This is a genomic window from Stenotrophomonas sp. GW821-FHT02D01 (assembly GCF_059421765.1).
This window is the reverse complement of the sequence record NZ_JBWKVP010000003.1, coordinates 237,696-261,350: the sequence shown is the minus strand read 5'-3', so window position 1 is coordinate 261,350 and position 23,655 is coordinate 237,696. Positions and strand designations below refer to the sequence as shown.

Below are 23,655 nucleotides of genomic sequence, written 5' to 3'. Positions count from 1 at the left end.
ATCCGGCCCCATCACTGCAGGAACTACCCGCCATGAAAGCCTTCATCATTGACCGCTACAGCAGCAAGGACGTCGGCCGCATCGCCGACGTGCCCGAGCCGCATGTGGGCGACGACGATGTCCTGATCCGGGTTCATGCCGCAGGCGTGAATGCACTGGACAGCAAGATCAGGCACGGCGAGTTCCAACAGATCCTGCCCTATCGCTTTCCGTTGATCCTGGGCAACGATGTGGCCGGGACGGTGGTGCGGGTCGGCGATCGCGCAGGCCGGTTCAAGCCGGGCGACCCGGTGTATGCCCGCCCGGACGATGATCGCATCGGCGGATTTGCCGAGTACATCGCGGTCAAGGCCTCGTCGGTAGCACCTGCACCGAAGAACCTTGGCATGGTCGAGGCGGCCGCCCTGCCACTGGTGGCACTGACCGCCTGGCAGGTGCTGGTCGAAACCGCAGCACTGAAGAAGGGACAGCGGATCTTCATCCAGGCCGGCTCCGGTGGCGTCGGCACGATTGCGATCCAGCTTGCCAAGCACCTGGGCGCCTTCGTCGCCACCACCACCAGCACGGCCAACGTTGCCTGGGTGAAGGCACTGGGTGCGGACGTCGTCATCGATTACCGGCAGCAGGACTTCGCTGCCGTGCTGCGTGACTACGACGTGGTCCTCAACAGCCTCGGCAGCGACGAACTCGATCGATCCCTCGACATCCTCAAGCCCGGCGGTCACCTGATTTCCATTTCCGGGCCACCCACGCCGGCATTCGGTGCGGCAAGAGGATTGGCCTGGCTGCTTCGGCAGGTGCTGCGCCTGTTGAGTCTTCGCATCCGCCGCAAGGCCGCGCGCAGGAACATCCGGTACAGCTTCGTGTTCATGCGTGCTGATGGGCAACAGCTGGAACAGGTCACGGCACTGGTCGAGTCAGGCGCCCTGCGCCCGGTGGTGGACACGGTCTTTCCCTTCGAGGAAACCGGCAGAGCATTGGCCTACATGGACGGCGGCCGCGCCAAGGGCAAGGTGGTGGTGCAGATGGTGCACACACAGCACGTGCAGCCCTGAGGAGGCAGCATCGGGCCCGCTGCTTTCAACAGCACCGAAGCCCTCGCCCATTGCTGCTCCGCGCCGTCACCGCGGTGGCGCTGCAGGAATGGACGGGGCCGGCGTTTTGGGCGCGGTCGAGCCGGCTACCGCATATTCACGCGCCTTGACGCGGAACGGGGCGATGCATCCGGCAAGACTGATGCAGATGGAAAGAGAAAGTGCGATCAAAGCCAGAGTCTTCATCGAGGTACCAGGTTGCAGGGGGCGTGTTTGCAGCGCCATGTTCAGGTGCTCGAGGCTGCAAGTCCATCGCCATCTGCCAACACTGGCCCGTACCATCAGGACCCATATCCTCCTCTGCCCGACGCCTGCATCCGGGCAGCACCGATCGCACCCTTACCCGCCTCTGGGCGCGTGCTAGGCTGGCCCAGCAGAACCTGCGCGCGATACTCCCGCTGCATTCCCCCTCCGGGCCGACTTCGATGAAGAACCCTCGCCTGCCTGCCTCCCAGCCGAACAGTGCTTTGGATGGGCCGTCGCCCGACCTGTTCGTCGCCCTGCGGGATCTGCTGCTCACCTACAAGGCCGATCTTCTGGTGGTACACGATGATGACGGTCACTTCTACGCCAATTGCAGGAACGCAGACGCCAAGGGCAAGGCGCAGTTCTTCGGCGCGGTGAAGGCATCGGGCCGCAGGCATTCGTTCCACTTCATGCCCGTCTACACCTTTCCCGAGCTTCTGGCGGGCATCAGCCCGGCCCTGAAGAAGCATATGCAAGGAAAGTCCTGCTTCAACTTCGATGCATGGGATCCGGCGTTGCTGCACGAGCTGCAGATGCTCATCGACCAGGGTGCGTCCCGCTACAGGACGGCCGGCAAGCTTTGAGTGCAGCACGCGGTCCGCGGTTGCCCTCTAGTGTCCGCAGCTCGACCTGCCAGCCCGTACTACGTGGATGGCAGGAGGCCCCGCACGCTGCAGGACGGCACGAAACGTAGTTTCAGATACAGGCCCAGGCCAGCCATCCGCCCAGTGGCAACACGGCCAGCAGCGCGAGCACGCCAAGGCAGCCGCCGTTGCTGGTGCTGGATGTGAAATCGCTCCGAGCGTCGCCGCTTCTCCGCTCGGACGGCGGCTGTGACTGCAGCCACTGGCGATGGCAGGCCTGGCAGAAGAACCGGGTCTTGCCATTGCGCCAGGCGTTGCTGGTGCGATCATTGTGGTGAGCGGCGCTGCCGCAGCGACCGCACTTGAAGATCCGCGAAGGTGGCTGTCGCTTCTTGTTGAACAGGGCCAGCACTACCACCAGCGCGATGGCAGCTGCCGCTGTGCCGATCAGCGTTTCCGGCCCCATCGAATACTCCATGCGTCATGAATGCGAACAGCGTAACCAACGCAAGCAGGCGCCCGCAACGACGGGCGCCCGCTTGCAACTCAATGCAACGGCACCTTCAGCACCGATGGCGCGGACGCGGGCGAACTGAAGGTCACCGCCCCGCCGAACTGGCTGATGCCTGCATAGCGCAGGTCCACCGTATCGACCACCAGCGTCAGCCGGCTACCCGCCGGAATGTTCCAGCTGCTCGCTTCCAGGCGCAGATCGAGGGTGGTCGCCTGGCCGGGCGCAACGCCACGCAGGGTGTACGGCTTGTGGCTGATCAGCTGGCCATTGCCCAGCACATCTTCCGCGTACAGATAGGCATACAGCGTGGTGTTGGCGCGGCTGGGGGTGACGGTCACGCGCACTTCCGGCGCGCCGTCCAGGCGGCGTGCGTTCCAGTACACCGGCCCCTGCCAGACGCCGGCGGCGTTGCGCCCGATGAAAGGCACGTACGCACCCGGCGGAAGGTTGATCATCTGCAGCGAGCCGGACACCATCGCCACGCCGGAATTGGCGGCGGTCCCCAGGCCGCTGCCGATGCGGTAGTTCCAGCCATTGCTGCGCCCATTTTCAACCAGCCCCCCGGTGGGCAGAAGCAGGCCGCCGGGTGCGGTCAACGCGTAGCTGACCGCGCCACTGTTGGTCGCCTGCCAGTTCGGGTAGCTGCTCCAGCTGCCCTTCTGTGACTTCAACTGCACCGCCGGTTCGCGGTCGATGCCATTGGCCACGCCCTTGAGGTAATGGTCGAACCAGTCGCCCGCCGACTCGTAGACCTCGTTGGGAATGCCCAGTGCGCCCAAGGCCTCGTTGAGGGCATGGTCGCCGTGGCGCAGTTGCAGCTGCTTGGGGCCTTTCAGCTGGTTGAAGAAATCCACCAGCTGACCCGGCGGGAACAGGCTGTCGTTGAAGGCGTTGGCCAGGAACACGGCCGGCTGGTTGGCGTTGATCTCGCTGATGCTCGCAGCGGGGCTGCGGATGGCGGCCACGGGCAGCAGCGATTCCACTGCCCCCTGGTAGTTGCCAACCACCACGTTGCGATTGATCGTGGCCAGTTCTGCCCCGGATCGGCCGGTGACCAGGCCGGCGGCCACCAGCAGCGCGATTCCCTGTGCACTGGGGGTGTCGTTGGCGTACAGCGACGCCTGCAGATCGGCCCACCCGCTGAGCGCGGCCACCGCCTTGATGCGGGGATCGCGTGCCGCCGCCAGCAGGCTGGTGCCGGCGCCGTAGGAGATGCCCGAGACGCCGATCCGCGCCGGGTCGGCCTGGGTGTTGTCCAGCGCCCAGTCGATCAATGCGCTGACATCCTCGACCGTGGCCGGCCCGGCAATATCGATGGCCCCGCCGGACTCCCAGAAGCCGCGCGAGCTGTAGCTGAGGACCACATAGCCGCGCTTGGCCAGCGACTGTGCCACCCCTACGTACTCCACGCTGGGAACGGCCCAGCTGCTGGGCATCACCAGCAGCGGGTACTTGCCGCCACCTGCGTCCTGGGGTTCGATGACAAAGACCCCGAGGGGCGTGCCGTCCCAGCTGGGAAGGGTGCGGTGGGTGGTCTTGACCGTGGCAGCCCAGGCGGTGGGCGCCAGTCCGGTCAGCAGGATCAACAGCAGCAATACCTTGCGCATCGTCGTCTCTCCCCGTCGTTGGTGGTGCAACGGGCAGGACCGTACCAGTGCGAATGGTGGCTTACACCTTGCGTTGCAGCATGGGGCGCACGTTCGGCACCCCATGCTGCAGGCCCAGATGCGCCTACAGCGTTGCCTGCGCCTGCAGGGTGAACACCCAGCTGTCGGGTCGGCTGGCATAGGCGCCGGGCCGTGCCACGTACTGCACCGCCGGCCGCAGCACCAGCCACGGGGCGACCTGCACGCCGTAGTTCAGCTCGACGAACTGCTCGTTGCTCTGCACATCCTTTCCGGTCAGCTGCTGATGGCGGGCGAGCCGGTCGGAGATGTCCAGCCGGTTCCAGGCCAGGCTGAGCACATCATCTTCGCGCGATGCAATCACGCCACGCCAGCTCACGCCCGCTTCCCACGAGTAGCGCATCAGCCCTGTTTTTGCGTCGGCACGGGTAGCCACGCCGAACACCGAAATGCCGCGCACCGTGTCACCCTCGGGCTTCCACACCCGCTGTGCGGCCTGCACGTACGAACCGCTGCGATGCGAAGCGCGAGGTGCCGTCGGGTCACCGATGTCATCGGCGTTGGAGGTATCCAGGTAGTAGCCGACCTTGTAGGTACCGCCATAGTCCTCTCCGGACTTGCCATGGCTGTAGCCCAGCTCGACCGGCAGGAACAGGCCGGTCTTTCCCTTCGTCGAAACACGGAAACCACTGTTGGCCTGCTTGCGCGTCGGGTTGACGTCGTAGATGCCGGTCTGTGCGTACCAGCCTGAAGGATCGTTCCACTTTACCCGCAGGCCCCATTGGCCTGTCGGATTGTCCAGCCAGCCAGAACTGTAGATCGGGCCCAGCGGATGCCCGCACTGGCCGTTGTTGTTGAAGTTGCAGGTGTAAGGCAAGCCACCGAAGTCGTTGCCCATCGAGTAGAAGCCACCCTTCAGGCTCAACCGCTTGTCCAGCAGCAAACGCTCGTAGGAGAGCTCGTTGAAACGCAGGTTCTGGCCCTGGCCATAGAAGGCCTGGTTCTGGATGTAGGAACCGGTGGATCGTTCGTTGATGGCGTTGCCAAAGCGATCGGAGAACACCACGCGCAAGGTGCCGTCGAAGCCGAATGCCTTGCCGGTGTCGATCGTCGCGCCCAGGTCGATGTGCTCGGCGGTGGACCAGCCACTGCCCTTGTAACCATCGCTGTTGACGCCGCTGCCAATCACGATGCGTGCGCTGGGGGTAACGCCGTGGTCCTGCAGCCAGAGGCGCGCTGCCCAATCCGCGCTCAGCGGCGTCTGCGCGACGCTGTCGACCGATTTGGGCTTGGCGGTGGCACTTGATTCGGCAGCCGACACCGACCCGTTGACGATGAAGGCAAGCAGCCCGATGCCGGTCAAGGATACGAAATTCATGCGGCCGCCCTCCGCGCCTTTCGGGTCTTCCAGGCGCGTCGCACCAGCAGCACGATGCCTACCAACGCCAGCACGGCAAGGATGAGCATCGGCAGCCACAAGCGTGCAATCTTCGCCAGAAGTGGCTTCTCGCCGCCGGCACGGGTCAGCGCAACCTGCGCCTCGGTGACCTGGTCGCCCGGTCCGAACTGCGTGCGCACGTAGGTCGCAACCGCTGCGATATCGGCGTCACTCAGGTCCTGTACGAACGAGCCTTTCGAGAAGTGCGGCATCAACGCGTGTTCGCCGTGCACATCGCGGTCAATGCCGCCGATGATGGTGGCGATCAGGTTCTGCGGGCGGGTCATGCCGACGGTGGTGTTGTGCACCAGGGTGGGGTAGTACCCGTCCCTGCTGCCCTCGCCCCGCGATCCATGGCAGCTTGCGCACAAGCCCGAGTACAGTACGCCGCCCGATGCCAGTGCCGCTCCCGTACCTCGTACCGGCTGCTCGCCCGCCGTCGAGGCGACATCGCCCCAGGCAAAGGCGGCCCGCGTGGCATCAGGGTCGGCCACGGCCGGCACCGTGCGCAGGTAGGCGACGATGGCGGCGATGTCCTCGTCCTGCAGCCTGGACAGGCTGTTGCTCACCGCTTCGGCCATGCCGCCACCGGCCTGTGCCTTGCCGGCGACGCGGCCGGTCTTCAGGTACTGGGCCAGCTCGGCATCGCTCCAACCCCCGATACCGCTGGTGGGGTGGGAGGTGATGTTGGGGGCGTACCAGTCACCCAGCGATCCGCCGGCGAAGGCTTTGCCGCCCACCTCCTGCATCATCAGCCCGCGCGGACTGTGGCAGCTGGAGCAGTGCGCCAGGCCCTCCACCAGATAGGCGCCGCGATTCCACTGCGCGCTCCTGCCCGCATCGGGCTTGAACGTTTCCTTGTCCAGGAACAGCAGGTTCCACACCGCCATGGACTGGCGGATGCTGAAGGGGAACGGCAGCTCGGTCGCGTGTGCTTCCTCATCGACCGGCACCACCTCCTTCATGAAGTAGGTATACAACGCGTGGATGTCCTCGTCGGTCAGCTTGGCATACGAGGTATAGGGCATCGCCGGATACAGGTGGGCGCCATCCTTGCGCACGCCTTCGCGTACCGCCTTGGCGAAATCATCTTCGCTGTAGAGGCCGATGCCATGGCTTCTGGAGGGCGTGATGTTGCTTGCCCATATCTCACCCAGCGGCGAGGCAATCGCGTAGCCGCCTGCGTAGGGTTTGCCCTGCTTGGGGCTGGTGTGGCATGCCACGCAGTCCGCAGCGACCGAGAGGTAGCGCCCACGTTCGGCAACCTCGTCTGCGCGCGCGGATTGGCTGGCTGCAGCCAGCATCATCAGCAGAAGCGAGCAGAAGGTCTTCATGCGGCACGCTCGATGGCATCTGCTGCCTTCAGCGCAAGCGCGGCCATGGTCAAGGTGCTGTTGACCACGCTGGCCGACACCATCGGGCCGCCACCCGGGAGCCACAGGTTGGGATGATCGTGTGCGCGGCAATCGCCATCGACCACCGAATCGCGCGGATCCGCGCCCATGATGGTCGAGCCCATGATGTGGTTGTTGGCGTTGAGTGCCGTGGTGATGACGAACTCCTCGGCATTGAACAGCGAGCCGATATGCCGCAGCTGTTTGCAGGATTCGTCATAGCCCTTGCGGGCGTAGTCGCCCAGCGAGTAGTGGATATCCGGGCAGGCCAGGCCGTGGCCATCGACCCGCGTTTTCGACAGCGTCAACCGGTTGCTGGGATCCGGCAAGGGTTCCAGGCTGATCGACAGATCCACGCCGAATACCGCACGGCGGCGGATCTCCGCATCCAGCGCGTCGCCGACCAGGCCTTTCTTCAGCGCCTGGTCGGTGGCGATCGCCACCCGGCTGATGTTGTTGAGGATGATCTTGGTGGCCGAGTACTGCGAGCGGAAGGCGCCGTCTCGCGGGCCAACCATGCAGCTGGACTGCGCCGGTCCACGGCCCAGCCAGATCGGCCTGTCGGCAATGAACGAGCAGTGGAAACCGGAATGGTCGAGCATGTTGCGCCCGACCTGATCGGAGCTGTTCGCAATACCGTTCGGGTTCTGCTCGTTGGCGGCAAGCAGCAGCAGACGCGGCGTCTCCAGTGCGTTGCACGCGATGACGAAACTGCGGCCGGTGGCCTTGTGGCTGACCTTGTTGTTGTCATACCAATGGATGGCCGTTACCCGGTTCTGCGCGTCGGTATCGATCTTGTAGGCCACTGCTTCGGCCAGCACCTGCGCACCCAGTTTCTCGGCCGCTTCGATGGTATGGATGCCGTTGTACATCGCGCCGATCGGGCAGATCGGCTGGCAGTTGTTGTTGCCGCAGCAGGCGGGCCGGTCGTTCCAGGGCGTGACCATGCGGCCCTGCGGAATGGGCACCAGGTTGTAGCCGTGCGGATTGACCACCTCGGCGAACACCTTGTCACCGTTGCCCCAGGGAATCATGTCGGCGAGGTAGGGCCTGGATCGCTCGGAGGGGCTCTGCTTGTCCGGATCATTCGGCCCGGAGACGCCCATCGCCTCCTCGGCGCGGCAGTAATAAGGTTCGATGTCGTCGTAGCTGATCGGCCAGTCGCGCCCTACCCCATAGGTGGACTGCATCTTGAAGTCCACTGGAAGGTGGCGCCAGCAGGAGGCGGCCCAGTGCCAGGTGGTGCCACCCACGGCCTTGATGAAGCCCTGATGGAAGCTGCTGGCGTCGGGGCCGGTCAGGCCCACGTAGTCGTTGGCCGGGAAATACAGCGGCGCGGTGGCGAGCGGTGACTGTGGATACGGTCCCTGGAAATCACTGCCGATGCGCCGCTCGAAGCTGACGTTGCGCCAGTTCTCGACCACGTCGGAACGATGCAGGCGGGGGCCCGCCTCAAGCACAAGAACCGATTTTCCGGCACGAACCAACTGGTGGGCGATCAATGCGCCAACGACGCCCGAACCGACGATCACAACATCGGCATCGGCGTCGCCATCACGGAAAACCGGAGCTTTCATGAGGGGAATCCATAACAATTACGGGAAAAGAGCTGGAAGCGCAGGCTCAGCCGTGCGCGCGTACCGCCGCCGGCGGTTCGGCCGTCCACCATGCGGGACCGCCTTGTGCATAGGTGGGCGGGAACAGGCCATCGTCCACCGGGCGCTGCATCAGCGCATCGCGATAGGAAACGGTGATGGCCTGCGGCCCCTTGCCTACGCTGCCGGTGTACCAGGCAGTGATGATGGCCAGCGCTGTCGGCCGTGCATCGCCAACAGCCGCCAGCAGCGCTTCAGGGCCCTGCACCTGTTGCGCCTTCGCCGCGAGTGCGGGGAACTGGGCGTGCATGTCGGGATGCAGCTTGGCGAAGGCGGCTTCGATGCGCCCGGCGGTTGCCGGATCAAGGTCGGACTTGCCGGTCAGTGCCTGGGAGAGCTGCAGAAAGCGCCCGTCCGTCCGCTTCGCTGGCGTGGCACCGGCATGGGTTGCTGGCGCCTTGCCGGTGCAGGCAACCAGCAGCGAAGCAGAGCCAACGGCCAGCAGGAAGGTTCTGCGCGTCAGGCCTTGCCCACTCCCTTCCAATCCCTCGGGAACACTCATGATGTGGACTCCTGATGCGTCACTTCTTCGGCTGCCCCTGACCGCGACGCGGGGGGCACCTACGCGGTGAACTTTAACGCACCTGAACGTCGTCGCGGAGTGAGCAGGAAGAGCCGCAGCGCGGCGAAGCGCCCTTCTTCCCGGCACCGGCAGAGGCAGATTTCAGCCGGTGCGCTGCCGCCCCCGTCACGCCCTCACAACGCGCTCAACGCTAGAAACAAGGGGTTTCCTACTCTGGAGAGTGGCCATGCGGGTACTGCTGCTGTGTGCCGTGGCGACCATGGCATTGTCGGCCTGCAATCAAGGCGAACCGACCGATAAGGCACAACATGCCGATGCGGTTCGGCAAACCCCACCAGCGGCCAGCGTGCCGGCGCGCAACGTGCCCGGCGGCGGCAGCGGCACCGCCGCCTCCGAAGACCAGGCCTCGGGGCCAGGGGCCGAACGCGGGAAAGAAGCCGCGCCGCCGTCACCGCCCAAGCGCTAGGCGCGGCCAACAGCGAAGCCCCCGATCGGGGGCGCCCGCGGAACAAGCGAATCTACTCGGCCCTTTCAAGCACGATGCGGACGAGCGGTATCCAGTCATCGCCGACCCGATGCTCCCATTCCCCGGTCAGCAACTGCCGGTCGCTGCTGATCACGCCGTCGAACCGCTGGGACTGGCCCTGGATGGTGTACCAGCCGCCATCAAGTCGTGACGTGAAATCGCTGGTGCCACCATCAGCGTCGTAGCTGCGGCTGAAGAAACCACCGGCTTCAACATCGACGCCGATGATTTCCGTGGAGCGCACACGCTGCCCGTCCATCATCGCGTCGACCTCATGCACCAGGAAGTGACCATTGGGCATCCACGTGTAAACGTCCGATGCGAACGACACCCCGCCCGTGCTGCCGTCGGGTTGCAGCGCGATGAGGGTGGTCTCCCAGGCTCCGGCAAGAACGTCCAGCCGGCGGTGGTGTTCGCTGTGAAAAGTTGCTTGTGTCATGGCGACTCCGTACTGGGTGAGGCGGTATAGGGTTCAACCAGGGCGCGCAGCAGCTCCATGCCCGTGGGACTGGTGGACGCACCGGTGCCTTCGCGCTGGACGAAACCGGTCCAGTCCGCGCCGGCCACCCGCCTCAGCTCCGTCGGTTCCACCGGCAGCCAACGCATGGGCCAGAAAGGCAGCCGTCTCTGCCCCACCCTGCCCCGCTGCAGTTCGATCAGGCCGCCGTGGCTGCTGGCACCCAGCACCCGGGAATATGCCACCTGCAGGCCATCGTCCGGGCCTTCCATGTATTGCACAAAGCGCGCGCCATCGAACAGCAGTACGCCGGTGACGCCGGCATCACGGTTGAAACGTGCTGCGTCATCCACGATTCCGCACAGCCTGCCACCGGTCTGGCCCAGCCGGCTGGCAGCAATATCCGCTGCCGCCTCGCTGGTATACACAACGGCTCTGATGGGCACGTTCGACCTCCCTGCAGTGGGCTCCCAACCGTAGCAGAAGGCCGGTTGAGGCAGCTCAGCAGGCGCAGCCTGAAACAGAACAATTCAGTGGAATGTGAAAATGAACCCGAAAAGGATTCACGCCAAGCACTGCTGCCCCATGGCATGAAACAGGTCCGCCCGCGAGATCGACTTCATGCCTGACACCGGACTCTTCTACGTCTTTTCAGTGGACTACGCGACCGATGCGCGAGGCTGCATCGATCAGGTCACCTCTATCGCCTTTCGCTGCAACCAGTGCCACCACGTGTCCCGCGCCGACGCGGAGCTCAAGCGGATGACGGGAGGCACGCTACTGACCTGTGGAAAATGCGGGTCGCACCAGGCCGTCAGCAATGCGCGCCTGGTGGACGGCGAACACCTGGCGGCAACCGGCCAATCTGCAGCAGCGGCCGACCAACGCTGAGCTTGGTTCCGACGGGCGCAGAGTGCCCGGCGTGAGGGGAATGCATGCATCTGCGCGTTCGATGCGCATCCGCCGTTCACTGCATCTACCCCGCATCCCAACACCGGCCGAGATAGCCTCGTCGCTCCTTCCCCGCTGGAGCGCACCATGGCCATCAAGACCGCAGAAGACCTTTTCATCCACGAACTGTCCGACATCTACAGTGCCGAGAAGCAGCTGACCAAGGCCCTGCCACGGCTCGCCCGGGCTGCAGAAAACCCCGCACTTGCCGCCGCGTTCGAGACCCACCTGGAGGAGACCCAGGGCCAGATCGAGCGCATCGACCAGGTGGTGGAAGTGCTGGGTATCCGCCTGAAGCGGATCAAGTGCGCGGCGATGGAAGGCCTGGTGGAAGAAGGCAAGGAAGTCATCGAGAGCATTGAAAAGGGCCCGGTGCGCGATGCAGCACTGATTGGCGGCGCGCAAAAAGTCGAGCATTACGAAATCGCTTCCTACGGCACCATCGCCGCGCTGGCCAAGCAGCTCGGATACAAGGACGCTGTGCCGTTGCTGCTGGAAACGCTGGAAGAAGAAAAGGCCACGGACGAGAAGCTGACCCTGCTGGCCAAGAGCGGCGGCAACGCCAAGGCCGCCCAGGCCGCGTGATCGCAGGTGCACCGCAGATCAGCCTACGCGTCGCCCCCAGGGGGCGGCGCGTTTCTGCACGAGGATACCGTCGTAATGCCCCCCGCACGATGCGGTCCAATCAATGAGGAAATGTCATGCAGCGCGATCAGAAAGACCTGCCCCATCCGGATGACGACACGGCTGCGGTGCCTGCTGCCAGCGCTGGACAGGCCAAGGCCCACAACAGTGCCAATCATGATCAGGCGTTGACGGAGACGTTCCCGGCCAGTGATCCGATCTCTCCCTTCGTCGCCGCTGCCACGCCGGATGAGCAGGCGCAACGGCTTGGCAAGCGAGTAGCGCCCGCTCGGCACGACAAGGGTGAGGGGGACGACGGAACTGGCCAGTGATCGGGCCTGCGCTCCCGCCGAGGGGGCCGGGCAGCCCGCGCCTGTCAGGCGGCTCCGGCGCGCTGGTGAATGACAACTTCGGTAACTGGCAGCGCGATTTCCCGCAACTGGTCGAGGCCTACCGGCGAAAGGGCGGAGCCTCGGGGCAGATCGTCGAGTACCTTGCCCCCAGCGAGGAACACTACTTCATCCTCAAGCCGAAGCACTCCGCCTTCCTCGCCACGCCACTGCCGGCGCTGCTGGCCAACGCGACGGTGGTCGCCCGGGAAGCGGTCGCCACCCTGCCCGACCGCCGCCGGCCGTCCCTGCAGAGCCTGCAGGGATCGGGCGCCGTCGAAGTACTCAGCAACCGCCAGATCATCGCTTCGCTGCCATCCACGTCCTCATATCAACGCACGGGCCTTGCACCACCGCGCTGAACCGGGCCTCTCGCCAGGGTGCGCTTCTTCGCCGGCGGCCGCGGCGTCCGAGCGCGATAATCGACCTGGCACACCGGGCAGAAGAAGGTGCGCCGATGCGTGGTGCCCATGTAGACCTTGCTGACCGGACCACCACAACGGGGGCATGTCCGCCGGGTGTGCACCTGCCAGTGCTTTTTCAACTCGAAGCCGCGCTTCCAGTGCAGGAAGTCGAAACTGTATTCGCGGGCCTGCTTGACCAGTTCGGCAAGCTTGCGCGGCGGAAGATCACCAACAGGGTTGGCCGGATGGACCCGGATGCGGAACAGCACCTCGTTCTTGATGATGTTGCCCACGCCGGAGAACAGCGTCTGGTCCAGCAGGGCATCGCAGACCAGGACATCGGGCATCGATTTCAGGCGACGGCGGGCAAGCCGGGGGTCCCACAGGTCGCTCATCACGTCGGTGCGCCAGTCGTAGACCTCGTCCAACGGCTGATCGATCAGCTTCACCGAGCAGGTGTAGAAGTTCAGTTCGCCATTGTCGAAGCGCAGTGATACCCGCGCTGGCGTCTCCTTGCGTTCGTCGATGCGCCAGCTGCCGAACATCATCAAGTGGATGCGCAGACTGACGTGGCTGAACTCCAGCAGGAAATGCTTGCCCCAGCTGCGCACGGCCCGCACCCGGCGTCCCTCCAGGCAGGCCAGGTCGAGCGTGCTGTTGCCACTGACGCCACGGACGGTCTTTCCCTTGAACCTGGCGGCGGCCTCGCGCAGCAGCACGATGGAAGGACCTTCAGGCATTGGCGTGCTCCAGCATCGACTGCAGTTGCAGTGCATTGGGCACGGCGTGGCCGTGCGCCGTGTTGTCAAGGATGATCCACGCCTCCCCCGCCTGGGCCGCCTGTATTGCGGCGGCCCCCAGACTGCAGAGCTGCGGTTGCTGGTAGGCGCTGTAGTACATGCGCGGCTGCCCGTGCCACCGCCAGTAGCTCCAGTGCCTGGCTCCACCCGGCTGATCAGCCCCTGCAACCCGGGCGGGGTCGGCCGCGACTCGGGCAATGCCGTGGTCATCCAGCAGCGCGTCGGCCTTGTCGTCGAACCAGCTCGGGTGGCGTGGTTCGCAGGCGACCCGCATGGCGCTGCGCCGGCGCACCGCCCGGAAGAAGGCCGAGGCCGTGCGGCCATCGTAGGCCAGGCTCGGCGGCAGCTGCAGCAACAGGGCGCCCAGCCGATCCCCCAGATGCCCCACCGCATGCAGGAACGTGTCGAGCAACGGCGCAGCACCGCGCAGGCGCGCGTCATGGGAAATGGCCTGCGGCATCTTCACCGAGAAACGGAAACCGTGCGGCACGCTGGCCGCCCAGCGCGCATACGTGGCGGGCTGATGTGGTCTGTAGAACGACGAATTGATCTCCACGATCGGAAAGCGCGATGCATAGCGCTGCAGCGCACTGTCTCCCGCCGCGAACGCGCGGGCGATATCCGTGGGCAGCGACCACCCTGCGCAGCCCACGGCGACCGGGTGGCCCGGTCGCGGATGACGGAGTTCACGTGCCATGGCGCTACGGTGGCGACAGGCCCGTAGCAACATGGTGAACGCACGTTGGCTGCAGCGTGAAGCCTGTGCCGCCGGGCGTGGCCGGCCTGCAGCCGGCCGGTTGCCGTGTATCGGCCATCGCTGCTCAGAGGCTGGCGTTGACCATGGCGCCTGCCGGTTGCTGTGGCATCGGCATGGAATGCCCGTTGCGCGGTGCAACGCGTTCGTGGGTGGCGGCCAGGACCTGGTTCACCCGATGGAGCGTGCCACGGCCACCGGGCTCGATACCGATGATGTAGACGAAGCGGCCGTCACAGCGCGACTGCGCCGATTCAAGCCCCTCGGTTTCAGAAATCACGCGCTTCAGTGCCTTCTCCCAGGCCCTGCCGGGGGACGATGCCAGTTCCACCACCACTGCGGTTTCCCCGCAGTCCAGCGGCATCACTTCCACGCGCAGAATGCGCGGCGCCCTGCTGGTCTCGGTGCTACCCATTTTCAGTCCTCCTCGGCCAATGACGGCGGAAGTATCCACGTCCGGCGCCAAGGCGCCGTCAAGAATGGATGGCCGTTGCGTGCAGGCCTCGACCGCCTTCGCGACGTGCTGCTGGAAGCGAGCTCCTTCGCCCTGCTCTGCCCAGCGACAAAGCGGTCTGTGGAGAGCGGCCACGCCACTAACAGGTCTTCCTTTCATGCATGGGCACCCTGATCTGACAGGAGCCCAGTGCTTGCGCGCAGTCACACCTTCGCACTTTGGTCGTTGACCTGTTGACGACAAAAAATGACGCTAACGACACCGCGACAGCTTTCCTGACGCCAGTGCGCGGTCGAGATCCCAGGCAGTACCGGCTACGGCCGGGACGCATCCCCAACACCTGTCACCGCATCGTCCTTCACACGGAAAGGCCTGGCCTGCCGTGGTGGACGGCTGCGCCTTGCCCATATCCATGGAGATCCGCAATGCGCCTTGCCACGTTCTTCCTTGCCCTTGTTTTCAGCACTTTTGCCGGGGCTGCGCATGCCCAGGTTGTGACCCTCAACAAGGGTGGGTTCGTATTGACCTATGACTGCAGCATCCACAGCGCGACACGGTACGAATACACGTTGGTGGCTGACACCGGCTCGGCGGCCCGCCCGTCCAGCTTCTACAAGGACCCGGACCTGCCGGCAGGCTGCCTCGGCCAGGCCAGCACCGCCTCGTATGCCAGCGTGCGGTCCGGCTATGACCGGGGACATCTGGTGACGTCCAATCACATGGACTACGACGCCACCTACATCCGTCGCGCCAACTACATGACAAACATCGTGCCGCAGGTTTCCAGCTTCAATCAGGGCGCCTGGGTCAAGGCCGAGAACGTGGCCGAATGCTATAGGGACATCGCTCCGGTAGACGTCTATGGTGGCGTTGTCTACGGCGATGCGTCCAATGACTATTTCCTGGCCAGCCATGGTATTCCGACCCCGGAATTCTTCTGGAAGACGATCATCACCAAGGATCCAAACACCGGCACCGCCAAGGCCATCAGCTGGATCATTCCCAATGAAGCGGGACTGGGTGGCCTGGATAGCTATCTGGTCACCATCGCGGATCTGGAAGAGCTGCTGGGCGCCAGCTACGTGGCCATCAATGCACCGGCGTCGCTGAAGAACATGCTGCCCAGTGCCAGCTGGCCGCTGCCGAGCGAATGTGATCTGAGCTGAGCGCCGGATGGCCCGGCAGAGCCTTCTCCGCCGGGCCTGCGCTGCGTGAGGACCCTGCCTGATCTGACTCCGCGCCCCGCGTCAGGGTGCGACGCCGGCGCGCGCGGCATCCGGCCTGCGGCGGTAATGCAACGCAAACAGATACAACCCGGTGAACAGCTGCAGGAACAACGGCGGCAGCGGTGAGTAGGTCAGCCAGTCCGGTGGTTCGCCCTGCCCCATCCAGCGCGCCACGAAGTTGGCTATCACTGTCAGGGTGAAGACGATAGACGTCCAGCGGTGCACGGGACGCGCCCAGCTGCCGGCCCTCACTGCGGCGTCCTCGCGACAGTCTTCCCAGGGCGCTCGATCATCTTCCAGCCATTGCCGGACGGATCACGGAATCCGGCATCCACTGCACCATAGCGCTCCACCGGCTCCTGGGTGAATTCCACCCCACGTGCCAGCAGCCGCTCGTAGCTGGCGCGGCAATCGTCCACCGCCAGCACCAGCGGCGGCATCGCACCCTTGGCCACCATCTGCTGCAGGGTCAGCGCAGTGGCCGCATCGTGTACCGGCGGCCCCGGTTTGAACAGGCCGAGCTGGAAACCACCCTCGCCGCCCGAATGCACCGTGAGCCAGCGATAGTCGCCGTTGCCGACATCGGTATGCACCTGGAAGCCGAGTGTGTTGACGTAAAAATCGAGTGCCGCATCCTGGTCGTGCACATACAGGCCGACCACATTCACCATGCCAGTCATAGGATCCTCCCTCAGGTGGGATCTACGCTAACAAGGCCGGTGCGGCGGCGCTTCTCCAAAACTGCGATCTTCAGGTCCGGGCGCCGTGCGGCACGCGCATGGCACTCCGGCACCGGGCCCTGCGCCGGGGCATCGGTCCGCTCACGGTCGCGGAGGGCGCCGGGGCTGTCGCCGGTGATGTCACGAAAGATGCGGCCAAAGGTGCCCAGGCTGGTCCACCCGGTCTGAAGTGCGATCTCGGTGATCGGCAGGTCGGTATCGCGCAGCAGGGCGACAGCGCGCTCGATGCGGCGGCTGAGCAGATAGCGGTGCGGCGGCACCCCGAACGCGTCCTTGAAGGAGCGCGCGAAATGGGCCGCGGAAACCGCACTGATCCCGGCCAGCCGCGCCACCGGCCAGTCTTCATGGCTGGCCCGGTCCATGTGGTCTTTTGCACGCAGCAGGCGGCGCAGCAGTTCCGGGCTCTGGGTCATGGCGTGGCCAACCTGCGCAGCAAGGATCGTGCAGCATGCCGGGCCGCCGCTGCCTCGGTGCACAGCCACTCACGGAAGTGCGCGACTTTCGGGGCGTTGCTGCGTCCTGCCGGGCTGGCAAACCAGAAGCTGCGGCCATCGCTGGCCACGCCTTCGTGGGCTTGTACCAGGCGCCCCGCATCCAGCTCGGCCTTGAACAGGATCGGCGAGCCGATGGCGATGCCTTGGCCGGCGATCGCTGCGGCTACGTCCAGGTGCTCGGCAGCGAAGTTGGTGGCGAAGCGCTCCGTCCCGGGTGCCGGTGTCTGCGCGAATGCCTGGAACCATAGCGCCCACCAGTCCGGACGCCCCAGCAATGGCACATCCGGCAGCCGCGCGCCGCCCAGGCCGGTGACGGCTTCAAGCAGCGCGGGCGCGCACAGTGGCGTGAACACGCTGGGGAACAGCTCCACCGCGTGCAGCCCCGGCCAGTCGCCGTGACCATTGCGGATGGCCGCATCGAAACGTCCGCCTGCCAAGTCCTGCGGCTCCGCCGACAGATCAAGCTCCAGCACCTGTTGCGGATGCCGGGCGCGGAAGCCACCCAGCCGCGGCGTCAGCCAACTGGTGCCCAACGTAGGCAGTGCGGTCAGGCGCAGGCGCGTGGCATCCATGTCGGCGGCGCGCATGAAGCTGGCACGCAGGGCATCGAAGGCGCAGGTCGCCTCCTTTGCGACGCTGGCACCGGCCTCGGTCAGTTCGACGTGCTGGGCGTGGCGCAGGAACAGCCGTGCACCGGTCTGATCTTCCAGGCGCCGGACGTGATAGCTGACCGATGCCGCCGTGGTGTCCAGTTCTTCCGCGGCCCGCGCAAAGCTGCCCAGCCGTGCCGCGGCCTCGAAGGCACGGATGGCAACGAGCGACGGCAGGTGGCGGTGGGCGACCATAAGTGTGGCTTAGCCTGAGCCTCGATATCCGCGTGGTCAATCCCCCCGTACGGCGCCGAAAATGAGGCCTCGGACAGCGGGGATCAGACATGCAGCGACGTGGATTTCTGGGCGGCCTTGCCGCGTTGTACGGTGCCGGCGCCTTCGGGCTGTGCCTGCCGCTGGGCGCCAGCCCTTCCCATGCCGGCAGAGACCATGCCAATGACTGGCGTTGGCTGCAGGGCAACTGGAACGTGCGTCACCGCCGGCTGCAGGAACGCCTGGTGGCGGACACGCGGTGGGTGGACTTCACTGGCACCAGTGCGGTCTGGCTGACCTTGGGCGGGCTGGGCACGATCGATGACAACCTGATGCAGCTGCCCGGCGGCGCCTACCGCGGCCTGGGTGTACGTGCCTTCGATCCGGCTTCCGCCACCTGGGCAATCTGGTGGCTGGATGGCCGCGCTCCCAGCCGCTTCGAAGCGCCGGTGCGTGGCGGCTTCAGCGGTACAGGCGGCAGCTTCCGTGGCGTGGATTCCTTCAAGGGCCAGCCCATTCAGGTCTGGTTCCGCTGGCACGACATCCACGCTGCGCAGCCGTGGTGGGAGCAGGCATTCTCCGCGGACAACGGCGTGCACTGGGAAGTGAACTGGCGCAACTGGTTCACCCGCACGGCAGCGATACCCTCGCCGCTGCCGCTGCAGTCGGATGCGCCCCGCGACTTCGACTTCCTGGTCGGCCGTTGGACCGTGCAGCACCAGCGGCTGCGCGAACGCCTGTCTGGCAGCAACCGCTGGGACCACTTCGATGGCACGCTGCACAACTGGCCGGTGCTGGGCGGCTTTGGCAACGTTGGCGACAACGTCATGAACTTCCCCGCTGCGACCGTACGCGGCATGGGCATCCGCGCATGGGATGCCAGCAGTGGCCAGTGGTCGAGCTGGTGGTTGGATGGCCGCGATCCCACGCGGATCGGCGCGCCGGTCCGCGGCGGTTTTGTCGATGGCGTCGGCACGTTCATGGGAGACGACCAACTGCAGGGGCAGCCGATCAGAACGCGGGTGATCTGGTCGCGGATCACCTCGCGTTCCGCACGCTGGGAACAGGCGGCATCCGCAGACGGCGGAGCGACCTGGGAGACCAACTGGATCAGCGATTTCGAGCGGCAGGCATGAACGCGCTTGCCTCACTGGTCGCGCTTGCGGTCGCGGTCGCTGGACTGCTGGGGGGTGATGCCAGCCGGGAGGCGTTGGCACTCGACCCTCACGCAGAGCGTTTCGCACCAGGCATCGCGTCGACCCGATACAGCGAAATCCGCCTGACGCTGAGCCCCGATGGGCGAACGGCGCTCTGGTTCAGCCGTGACCGGCCTGGCGAAGGCGGCCATGACATCTGGGTTTCGCATCTGCAGCACGGCCAGTGGAGTGCCGCGCGCCCGGTTCCGTTCAACACACCCGGCCGCGATTTCGACCCTGCGTTTACCGCCGATGGCCGCTTCGTGCTGTTCTGCTCCGATCGCCCCGGTGGCCTGGGCGGCGACGACCTGTACAGGGTGCGCGTGCAGGGCCTGCAGTTCGGTGCCGCCGAGCATCTCGGGTCTGCCGTCAACAGTCCCGCCAACGAGTTTGCGCCGATGCTCGCGCCCGACGGTGGCACCCTGCTGTTCTCCAGCGACCGAGCAGGTGGCGCCGGTGGCCATGATCTGTATGTCGCGCGGGTGGACGATGGCCAACTGCAACCTGCGCGGCCGGTGGCAGGCGCGGTCAACACGGCCGCGCAGGAGTTCGACGCCACCTTCCTGGGCGATGGGCGGACCATCGTTTTCGCACGTGCACAGGACTTCGGCAGTTCGCGGGTCGAGCAGTTCGCGGCACGCGCGTTCGGTGACCGCTACGCGCCCGGCATGCGACTGCCCGCACCCGTCAACGACGGTGCGAGCGACAGCTATGGGGCCATGCTCGACTGGTCCCGCCCTGGCACGCTCACCTATTCAGCGCGTCGCGGCGATGGCGCCAGCCTGGACCTGTACCGGGTGGGCTATCGGCTGCCACCGTCCCTGTCGATTCCGGCCCCCCCGGTTCGTCGATAGAAAAAGAGCCCCCGAAGAGAGCATCCACATGCCTTCCGTACAACAGGTTGCCTGCCGCTGTGGCGAAGTGACGTTGAACCTGACCGGCACACCCATCGCCTGCGTCGACTGCTGCTGCAACAGCTGCCGCGCCGCAGGTCTGCGCCTGCAGCGCCTGCCCGGCGCCCAGCGGCTGCTCGGACCGCATGGAACTACCCGTTTCGTCATGTATCGCAAGGACCGGGTGGAGTTCCTGGCAGGAGTGGAGCGCCTGGCCGCGTTCCGCCTCTCAGCCGATGCCGGCACCCGTCGCGTGCTGGCCACCTGCTGCAATACGCCACTGTTTCTTGAACTGACCGGCGGCCACTGGCTTAGCCTGTATGGCGGGCTGTGGCCGGAGGACGCCCGGCCGCCGCTGCAGATGCGCACCATGGTGGGCGATCTGCCCGATCACTCCGTGCTGCCCACCGATGTACCCAACCTCAAGCAACACTCGCTGCGCTTCTATGCCCGGTTGATGAAGGCCTGGATTGCGATGGGCCTGCGCAGCCCGGATATCCGCATTGAAGGAGAGGTCCATGGCTGAGCCAGACAAGATCGAGATCGAGATCGAGAGCATCACCTCGCCCGGCAGGACCCAGTGGGTCGACCGGGGCAAGTACAGCGCCATGCGCATCGCCCTGCTCGGCGTGCTGCCGCAGACGCCGCCCGGGGTTTCCGTTGCCATTGCCAAGCAGTCATTGCTGCCGGCGCTGCCTGCAGATCTGTTCCCCGCAGGCGCGACCGCAGGCTGGTGGCTGAAGGCCGTGCAGCTGGATCTGGAAGCCAAGGGCGTGATCGAGCGCGCAGCGGGCAAGCCCGTGCGGTTGTTCAAGCATGCGGTCGTCGGTCGAACGGCGGTGACGTCATGAGCGGTCCATCCAACGATGCGCCTTCATCGTCGCGCAGGTCACTGCTGATCGGTGCTGGACTGTTGCTGGCCATGGGATGGCCGCCCAGCGTGCGCGGCGCCAGCGCGGGCCTGCGCGAGCCCATGGATGCCGCAGCGTTCGCCGCCCGCCGGCGCTGGGTCCGCACACCGTTCGGGCGCATCGCCTGCGTGCAACAAGGGAAAGGTCCGGCCGCACTGTTCCTGCACGGGTTCCCGTTGAGCGGCTTCCAGTGGCGGCATGCGATCGCGCAGCTTTCCTCGTCCCGCCGCTGCATTGCACCGAATTTCATGGGCCTGGGCCACAGCGCGGTGGCGGCCACGCAGGACCTGTCTCCGCAGGCACAGAGCGACATGCTCGTTGCGTTGCTTGATGCGCTGTCCGTTGCGATGGTCGACCTGGTTGCCAATGATAGTGGCGGCACCGTGGCCCAGTTGTTCGCTGTGCAGCACCCGAGCCGCGTGCGCACGATGCTGCTGACCAACTGCGACGTGCACCAGAACAGCCCGCCGGTGCAGATGAAGAACTCGCTGGCCGCCGCACGCGCAGGCACCTATCACCAGAAGATTGTGCGCCACCTGCAGGATCGCGGCTACGCGCGATCAGCGGCCGGTATCGGTGGCTCGGCTTATGTGGATCCGGCACATTTCAGCGATGAGGCCATCGAATACAGTTTCCGCCCGCTGGTGTCCTCGCCCCTGCGCCAACAGCAGCTCAATGGCCACCTCGCGGCGTTCGAGCCCAATCCGCTGGTGGCCATCGAAGCCTCGCTGCAACGCAGTACGATTCCCACGCGCATGGTGTGGGGAACGGCCGATCCCCTCTTTCCGGGGCGCTGGGCCGAGTGGCTGCACCAGACGCTGCCGGCATCGCGCGGTATCCGCTGGGTGGAAGGCGGACGCCTGTTCTGGCCTGAGGAACAGCCTGCGCTGCTTGCCGATGAGGCCCGGGCGCTTTGGTGAGCCTTATAGGCCTGGCTGATCCGATGCGCCAGCCGCTGGGCTGGCGCGCCCGAGTCAACGCGCCATGGCCCGTGCAGCGTGTTCCTGGGACAACTGCTCCCGCTCCTGCTGCTGGCTCGCCTGCTCAGAGCTTGCCGCCAGCGACTGGCCCTGCTGCAGCTCGCGCACGTGCTCGCTGACCGGCGTAGCCACTGCCTGCGCAGTATCGGTGCGGGCGATCTGACGATCGGCGGCGTGCGGCTGGCCCTGCACCGCGAACGCGTACCTGCCGTCGTCACTGAGCACGGCCTCGTCGATCCGCTGCATGCCCTTGGCCTTGGCCGCGACCAGCAGGGCCATGCCCAGCCGTTCGCTCATCTCATCAGGCTGGCGCCCCATCGCCTGGTCGAGGCTGCTCACCGCGCCTTGGCTCTGCAGCCACATGTCGTGGTCCGGGCTGACGGTGTGCCGTGGGTCCTGCCGGGGCAGCAGCGGTGAGGGCGGCGCGAGCGACTGCAGGTGATCGCCCTGCACGGCAGCGTCGATCTTCTGCAGATCCTTGCCGCCCGCCGCGGCGATATGGAACAGGCGTTCGGCCATGCCATAGGTGGATTGCCCCTGGTTGCGCGCCAGCCCCAGTGCAAAGGCGTCCACATCCTGCTGCGGCCTGCCGTTGCCGTCCTCTGCAAGCACCTGCCACGATGGCCCCAGCATCGGGTTGTCCCCGACCATCGACTGGGTACGCTCCATCAGCGTGCGCATCTGGGCCTCGCTGAAGCTCAGGGTAGTGAGCTCACCGGCCTTCACCGGTCCGCGATCACCGCTGGGGTCGCCGGACAGCGCCGCGTTGGCCATTCCGGCAATCTGCTCACCCTGCGCATGGCCGCGCAGGTCGAAGGTGAATTCATAGCGGCGCTGCGCCCTGTCTTCCTGGCCGTCGGCGCCGTAGGCGCTGACCCGGGTTGCCGGCAGGTTGCCGTTGTACTGCACGCTGCGCAGTTCGGTGCGGCTGCCGTCCTCGCGACTGACCTGCACCACGTCGCCGCTGTTGCGTGCACCCGCCAGGTCCAGGCCGAACGTGTCGCCATAGCCGACCTTCAGCCGCGCCTGCGAACTCATGCCCAGCCGCTCGACCGTCGCCAGATCCTGCACGCCCGGGGTCTGGCCGCTCAGCGTGCCGTTGTCGATGAACTGTTCATAGGCCTGGCGGCCTTCGGCTTGATCCAGGTCGAACGTGGCAGTGCGGACGGCAGCGTGACCGAGCGCGTCCTGGCGACCGGCAATCGCGCTGAACCTGCCGGCACTGAATCCCATGCCGTTGAAGGCTTCCACCGCCTCGTTCGGCCCGGTGGTGACGCGCACCCGGCCATCATCCAGGCGATCCACGCGGTAGCTGGCACCGCTCGCCTCGGTCGTCTGGCTCTGCATGGCGATGTTGCGGAAGCTGCCTTCCAGTGCGGTGCCGGTGAACTGCTGGCCATCCAGGGTGACGCTGCCCCCCTTGGGAATGGTCTGCGGATCGAACGGGTTGATGCGGGTGGGATCGACGTCCACCGCCTCGCTGGGCAGGCTGACCCTGTAGCGCCCGCGTACGCCGGTGCTGCTGGTGTCCTGGAAGCCGGCACCTTTCGCGCTTGCCCCGACCACCGACTCCATCGTGAGCAGGTAATCCCTGCCGCCATCGGGCGTCGGGCTGCCGGCCATGTTCAGCGACGTCCCCTGGAACTGCGATGCGAGACTGGACGCTGCGCGCTTGTGCTCGGTACCCACTTTCAACGCGCCGTCGCCCTCGTTCAACGTGACCGAGTAACCACCGGCGGCGGCCCGCACCTCGCTGTTGGCCGAGGTGTAGGTCGGATCGAACGACGCCGAGGCGGCATCGCGCGGCGCATCCTGGGTTGCGCCTTCCTTGCTGGTCTGGGCATTCATGCCGTGACCTCCTTGAACAGTGACGCGCTGATTATAGGACGCGGTGTGCGCAGCACGTTCACATCGCGCCGC

29 protein-coding genes are annotated in these 23,655 nt (G+C 65.9%); 13 read left to right on the top strand and 16 right to left on the bottom strand.

The annotated features are described in order from the left end of the window. Positions 1 to 32 precede the first annotated feature (32 nt). On the top strand, positions 33 to 1,055 hold the full coding sequence (locus AC07UW_RS08705) for an NADP-dependent oxidoreductase (protein ID WP_495211850.1): 1,023 nt from the start codon (positions 33 to 35) through the stop codon (positions 1,053 to 1,055). Positions 1,056 to 1,519: 464 nt separating this feature from the next. Next, entirely contained in the window at positions 1,520 to 1,924 is a 405-nt protein-coding gene (locus AC07UW_RS08700) for a hypothetical protein (protein WP_495211849.1), read from the top strand. Positions 1,925 to 2,036: 112 nt separating this feature from the next. On the opposite strand, the gene AC07UW_RS08695 is transcribed toward AC07UW_RS08700, so the two are convergent. The 6 genes from AC07UW_RS08695 to AC07UW_RS08670 all read right to left on the bottom strand — a co-directional run bounded on the left by AC07UW_RS08695 (position 2,037) and on the right by AC07UW_RS08670 (position 9,052). Beyond that, positions 2,037 to 2,390, bottom strand: coding sequence for a hypothetical protein (locus AC07UW_RS08695; RefSeq protein WP_164279926.1), 354 nt, complete (start codon positions 2,388 to 2,390; stop codon positions 2,037 to 2,039). 80 nt (positions 2,391 to 2,470) lie between these two features. Then, entirely contained in the window at positions 2,471 to 4,045 is a 1,575-nt protein-coding gene (locus tag AC07UW_RS08690; RefSeq protein ID WP_495211848.1) for a S15 peptidase family protein, read from the bottom strand. A gap of 124 nt (positions 4,046 to 4,169) precedes the next feature. Beyond that, complete coding sequence (locus tag AC07UW_RS08685) at positions 4,170 to 5,441, bottom strand: carbohydrate porin (RefSeq protein ID WP_495211847.1); 1,272 nt, start codon at positions 5,439 to 5,441, stop codon at positions 4,170 to 4,172. Further along, the gene (locus tag AC07UW_RS08680; protein WP_495211846.1) at positions 5,438 to 6,835 is read right to left on the bottom strand and encodes a c-type cytochrome; all 1,398 of its coding nucleotides are present in this window, start codon (positions 6,833 to 6,835) and stop codon (positions 5,438 to 5,440) included. The genes AC07UW_RS08685 and AC07UW_RS08680 overlap by 4 nt, the downstream gene beginning before the upstream one ends. Continuing rightward, positions 6,832 to 8,472: a GMC family oxidoreductase gene (locus AC07UW_RS08675; protein ID WP_495211845.1), complete on the bottom strand. Its 1,641-nt coding sequence runs from the start codon at positions 8,470 to 8,472 to the stop codon at positions 6,832 to 6,834. The genes AC07UW_RS08680 and AC07UW_RS08675 overlap by 4 nt, the downstream gene beginning before the upstream one ends. A gap of 46 nt (positions 8,473 to 8,518) precedes the next feature. Beyond that, positions 8,519 to 9,052, bottom strand: a complete 534-nt coding sequence (locus tag AC07UW_RS08670) for a sugar dehydrogenase complex small subunit (RefSeq protein WP_312108183.1) — start codon at positions 9,050 to 9,052, stop codon at positions 8,519 to 8,521. Positions 9,053 to 9,299: 247 nt separating this feature from the next. Between AC07UW_RS08670 and AC07UW_RS08665 the strand changes: the two genes are divergently transcribed. After that, entirely contained in the window at positions 9,300 to 9,539 is a 240-nt protein-coding gene (locus AC07UW_RS08665) for a hypothetical protein (RefSeq protein ID WP_336028611.1), read from the top strand. Positions 9,540 to 9,591: 52 nt separating this feature from the next. On the opposite strand, the gene AC07UW_RS08660 is transcribed toward AC07UW_RS08665, so the two are convergent. Further along, the gene (locus AC07UW_RS08660; protein ID WP_336028613.1) at positions 9,592 to 10,038 is read right to left on the bottom strand and encodes a DUF1579 family protein; all 447 of its coding nucleotides are present in this window, start codon (positions 10,036 to 10,038) and stop codon (positions 9,592 to 9,594) included. Then, the gene (locus AC07UW_RS08655) at positions 10,035 to 10,502 is read right to left on the bottom strand and encodes a BLUF domain-containing protein (RefSeq protein ID WP_180831124.1); all 468 of its coding nucleotides are present in this window, start codon (positions 10,500 to 10,502) and stop codon (positions 10,035 to 10,037) included. The genes AC07UW_RS08660 and AC07UW_RS08655 overlap by 4 nt, the downstream gene beginning before the upstream one ends. Before the next feature lie 175 nt (positions 10,503 to 10,677). Between AC07UW_RS08655 and AC07UW_RS08650 the strand changes: the two genes are divergently transcribed. From AC07UW_RS08650 to AC07UW_RS08635, 4 genes are all read left to right on the top strand, one after another. Next, positions 10,678 to 10,947, top strand: a complete 270-nt coding sequence (locus tag AC07UW_RS08650; RefSeq protein WP_336028617.1) for a hypothetical protein — start codon at positions 10,678 to 10,680, stop codon at positions 10,945 to 10,947. A gap of 147 nt (positions 10,948 to 11,094) precedes the next feature. Next, on the top strand, positions 11,095 to 11,592 hold the full coding sequence (locus AC07UW_RS08645; protein WP_032974702.1) for a YciE/YciF ferroxidase family protein: 498 nt from the start codon (positions 11,095 to 11,097) through the stop codon (positions 11,590 to 11,592). Between the two features lie 116 nt (positions 11,593 to 11,708). After that, positions 11,709 to 11,963 carry a hypothetical protein gene (locus AC07UW_RS08640; protein ID WP_313248401.1) on the top strand — a complete coding sequence of 85 codons (255 nt, stop codon included), beginning with the start codon at positions 11,709 to 11,711 and terminating at the stop codon, positions 11,961 to 11,963. 65 nt (positions 11,964 to 12,028) lie between these two features. Further along, entirely contained in the window at positions 12,029 to 12,382 is a 354-nt protein-coding gene (locus AC07UW_RS08635) for a hypothetical protein (protein WP_336028622.1), read from the top strand. On the opposite strand, the gene AC07UW_RS08630 is transcribed toward AC07UW_RS08635, so the two are convergent. From AC07UW_RS08630 to AC07UW_RS08620, 3 genes are all read right to left on the bottom strand, one after another. Beyond that, positions 12,352 to 13,164 carry a DNA-formamidopyrimidine glycosylase family protein gene (locus AC07UW_RS08630; protein ID WP_313248398.1) on the bottom strand — a complete coding sequence of 271 codons (813 nt, stop codon included), beginning with the start codon at positions 13,162 to 13,164 and terminating at the stop codon, positions 12,352 to 12,354. The genes AC07UW_RS08635 and AC07UW_RS08630 overlap by 31 nt on opposite strands. Continuing rightward, positions 13,157 to 13,921: a DUF72 domain-containing protein gene (locus tag AC07UW_RS08625; RefSeq protein WP_336028626.1), complete on the bottom strand. Its 765-nt coding sequence runs from the start codon at positions 13,919 to 13,921 to the stop codon at positions 13,157 to 13,159. Before AC07UW_RS08625 ends, AC07UW_RS08630 begins: the two co-directional genes overlap by 8 nt. Before the next feature lie 124 nt (positions 13,922 to 14,045). After that, positions 14,046 to 14,393, bottom strand: coding sequence for a hypothetical protein (locus AC07UW_RS08620; RefSeq protein ID WP_336028628.1), 348 nt, complete (start codon positions 14,391 to 14,393; stop codon positions 14,046 to 14,048). A 464-nt stretch (positions 14,394 to 14,857) separates the two neighbouring features. On the opposite strand from AC07UW_RS08620, the gene AC07UW_RS08615 reads away from it, so the two are divergent. Further along, positions 14,858 to 15,598 (top strand): DNA/RNA non-specific endonuclease, encoded by a 741-nt coding sequence (locus AC07UW_RS08615; protein ID WP_363733365.1) that lies wholly within the window; start codon positions 14,858 to 14,860, stop codon positions 15,596 to 15,598. An 81-nt stretch (positions 15,599 to 15,679) separates the two neighbouring features. Here the strand turns inward: AC07UW_RS08615 and AC07UW_RS08610 are convergent, their stop codons facing one another. From AC07UW_RS08610 to AC07UW_RS08595, 4 genes are read right to left on the bottom strand one after another with little or no spacing between them, the layout of a single operon-like run. After that, positions 15,680 to 15,910: a hypothetical protein gene (locus tag AC07UW_RS08610; RefSeq protein ID WP_099842541.1), complete on the bottom strand. Its 231-nt coding sequence runs from the start codon at positions 15,908 to 15,910 to the stop codon at positions 15,680 to 15,682. Further along, positions 15,907 to 16,338: a VOC family protein gene (locus tag AC07UW_RS08605; protein WP_336028635.1), complete on the bottom strand. Its 432-nt coding sequence runs from the start codon at positions 16,336 to 16,338 to the stop codon at positions 15,907 to 15,909. Before AC07UW_RS08605 ends, AC07UW_RS08610 begins: the two co-directional genes overlap by 4 nt. A gap of 11 nt (positions 16,339 to 16,349) precedes the next feature. Further along, positions 16,350 to 16,811 carry a helix-turn-helix domain-containing protein gene (locus AC07UW_RS08600; RefSeq protein WP_025874482.1) on the bottom strand — a complete coding sequence of 154 codons (462 nt, stop codon included), beginning with the start codon at positions 16,809 to 16,811 and terminating at the stop codon, positions 16,350 to 16,352. Next, positions 16,808 to 17,737 (bottom strand): LysR substrate-binding domain-containing protein, encoded by a 930-nt coding sequence (locus AC07UW_RS08595; protein ID WP_336028639.1) that lies wholly within the window; start codon positions 17,735 to 17,737, stop codon positions 16,808 to 16,810. Before AC07UW_RS08595 ends, AC07UW_RS08600 begins: the two co-directional genes overlap by 4 nt. A gap of 89 nt (positions 17,738 to 17,826) precedes the next feature. Between AC07UW_RS08595 and AC07UW_RS08590 the strand changes: the two genes are divergently transcribed. The 5 genes from AC07UW_RS08590 to AC07UW_RS08570 are packed head-to-tail and all read left to right on the top strand — an operon-like array spanning position 17,827 to position 21,675. Beyond that, positions 17,827 to 18,891: a twin-arginine translocation signal domain-containing protein gene (locus AC07UW_RS08590; RefSeq protein WP_336028641.1), complete on the top strand. Its 1,065-nt coding sequence runs from the start codon at positions 17,827 to 17,829 to the stop codon at positions 18,889 to 18,891. Then, entirely contained in the window at positions 18,888 to 19,805 is a 918-nt protein-coding gene (locus tag AC07UW_RS08585; RefSeq protein WP_336028644.1) for a TolB family protein, read from the top strand. Before AC07UW_RS08590 ends, AC07UW_RS08585 begins: the two co-directional genes overlap by 4 nt. A 28-nt stretch (positions 19,806 to 19,833) precedes the next feature. Then, entirely contained in the window at positions 19,834 to 20,370 is a 537-nt protein-coding gene (locus AC07UW_RS08580; RefSeq protein ID WP_336028647.1) for a GFA family protein, read from the top strand. Further along, a complete protein-coding gene (locus AC07UW_RS08575; RefSeq protein ID WP_336028649.1) occupies positions 20,363 to 20,695 on the top strand; it encodes a DUF6958 family protein in 333 nt (110 codons plus the stop codon). Before AC07UW_RS08580 ends, AC07UW_RS08575 begins: the two co-directional genes overlap by 8 nt. Next, entirely contained in the window at positions 20,692 to 21,675 is a 984-nt protein-coding gene (locus tag AC07UW_RS08570) for an alpha/beta fold hydrolase (protein WP_495211844.1), read from the top strand. Before AC07UW_RS08575 ends, AC07UW_RS08570 begins: the two co-directional genes overlap by 4 nt. A gap of 54 nt (positions 21,676 to 21,729) precedes the next feature. Here the strand turns inward: AC07UW_RS08570 and AC07UW_RS08565 are convergent, their stop codons facing one another. Then, a complete protein-coding gene (locus AC07UW_RS08565) occupies positions 21,730 to 23,583 on the bottom strand; it encodes an XVIPCD domain-containing protein (RefSeq protein ID WP_495211843.1) in 1,854 nt (617 codons plus the stop codon). Positions 23,584 to 23,655 lie beyond the last annotated feature (72 nt).

What these genes read in the sequence shown, in the direction of transcription:
- AC07UW_RS08700 (WP_495211849.1), top strand. Translation starts at nt 1,520, where the DNA reads ATGAAGAACCCTCGCCTGCCTGCCTCCCAGCCGAACAGTGCTTTGGAT.
- AC07UW_RS08685 (WP_495211847.1), bottom strand. Translation starts at nt 5,441, where the DNA reads ATGAATTTCGTATCCTTGACCGGCATCGGGCTGCTTGCCTTCATCGTC.
- AC07UW_RS08650 (WP_336028617.1), top strand. Translation starts at nt 10,678, where the DNA reads ATGCCTGACACCGGACTCTTCTACGTCTTTTCAGTGGACTACGCGACC.
- AC07UW_RS08675 (WP_495211845.1), bottom strand. Translation starts at nt 8,472, where the DNA reads ATGAAAGCTCCGGTTTTCCGTGATGGCGACGCCGATGCCGATGTTGTG.
- AC07UW_RS08690 (WP_495211848.1), bottom strand. Translation starts at nt 4,045, where the DNA reads ATGCGCAAGGTATTGCTGCTGTTGATCCTGCTGACCGGACTGGCGCCC.
- AC07UW_RS08575 (WP_336028649.1), top strand. Translation starts at nt 20,363, where the DNA reads ATGGCTGAGCCAGACAAGATCGAGATCGAGATCGAGAGCATCACCTCG.
- AC07UW_RS08615 (WP_363733365.1), top strand. Translation starts at nt 14,858, where the DNA reads ATGCGCCTTGCCACGTTCTTCCTTGCCCTTGTTTTCAGCACTTTTGCC.
- AC07UW_RS08630 (WP_313248398.1), bottom strand. Translation starts at nt 13,164, where the DNA reads ATGCCTGAAGGTCCTTCCATCGTGCTGCTGCGCGAGGCCGCCGCCAGG.
- AC07UW_RS08665 (WP_336028611.1), top strand. Translation starts at nt 9,300, where the DNA reads ATGCGGGTACTGCTGCTGTGTGCCGTGGCGACCATGGCATTGTCGGCC.
- AC07UW_RS08660 (WP_336028613.1), bottom strand. Translation starts at nt 10,038, where the DNA reads ATGACACAAGCAACTTTTCACAGCGAACACCACCGCCGGCTGGACGTT.
- AC07UW_RS08620 (WP_336028628.1), bottom strand. Translation starts at nt 14,393, where the DNA reads ATGGGTAGCACCGAGACCAGCAGGGCGCCGCGCATTCTGCGCGTGGAA.
- AC07UW_RS08640 (WP_313248401.1), top strand. Translation starts at nt 11,709, where the DNA reads ATGCAGCGCGATCAGAAAGACCTGCCCCATCCGGATGACGACACGGCT.
- AC07UW_RS08625 (WP_336028626.1), bottom strand. Translation starts at nt 13,921, where the DNA reads ATGGCACGTGAACTCCGTCATCCGCGACCGGGCCACCCGGTCGCCGTG.
- AC07UW_RS08605 (WP_336028635.1), bottom strand. Translation starts at nt 16,338, where the DNA reads ATGACTGGCATGGTGAATGTGGTCGGCCTGTATGTGCACGACCAGGAT.
- AC07UW_RS08580 (WP_336028647.1), top strand. Translation starts at nt 19,834, where the DNA reads ATGCCTTCCGTACAACAGGTTGCCTGCCGCTGTGGCGAAGTGACGTTG.
- AC07UW_RS08590 (WP_336028641.1), top strand. Translation starts at nt 17,827, where the DNA reads ATGCAGCGACGTGGATTTCTGGGCGGCCTTGCCGCGTTGTACGGTGCC.
- AC07UW_RS08595 (WP_336028639.1), bottom strand. Translation starts at nt 17,737, where the DNA reads ATGGTCGCCCACCGCCACCTGCCGTCGCTCGTTGCCATCCGTGCCTTC.
- AC07UW_RS08600 (WP_025874482.1), bottom strand. Translation starts at nt 16,811, where the DNA reads ATGACCCAGAGCCCGGAACTGCTGCGCCGCCTGCTGCGTGCAAAAGAC.
- AC07UW_RS08565 (WP_495211843.1), bottom strand. Translation starts at nt 23,583, where the DNA reads ATGAATGCCCAGACCAGCAAGGAAGGCGCAACCCAGGATGCGCCGCGC.
- AC07UW_RS08680 (WP_495211846.1), bottom strand. Translation starts at nt 6,835, where the DNA reads ATGAAGACCTTCTGCTCGCTTCTGCTGATGATGCTGGCTGCAGCCAGC.
- AC07UW_RS08695 (WP_164279926.1), bottom strand. Translation starts at nt 2,390, where the DNA reads ATGGGGCCGGAAACGCTGATCGGCACAGCGGCAGCTGCCATCGCGCTG.
- AC07UW_RS08670 (WP_312108183.1), bottom strand. Translation starts at nt 9,052, where the DNA reads ATGAGTGTTCCCGAGGGATTGGAAGGGAGTGGGCAAGGCCTGACGCGC.
- AC07UW_RS08585 (WP_336028644.1), top strand. Translation starts at nt 18,888, where the DNA reads ATGAACGCGCTTGCCTCACTGGTCGCGCTTGCGGTCGCGGTCGCTGGA.
- AC07UW_RS08705 (WP_495211850.1), top strand. Translation starts at nt 33, where the DNA reads ATGAAAGCCTTCATCATTGACCGCTACAGCAGCAAGGACGTCGGCCGC.
- AC07UW_RS08570 (WP_495211844.1), top strand. Translation starts at nt 20,692, where the DNA reads ATGAGCGGTCCATCCAACGATGCGCCTTCATCGTCGCGCAGGTCACTG.
- AC07UW_RS08645 (WP_032974702.1), top strand. Translation starts at nt 11,095, where the DNA reads ATGGCCATCAAGACCGCAGAAGACCTTTTCATCCACGAACTGTCCGAC.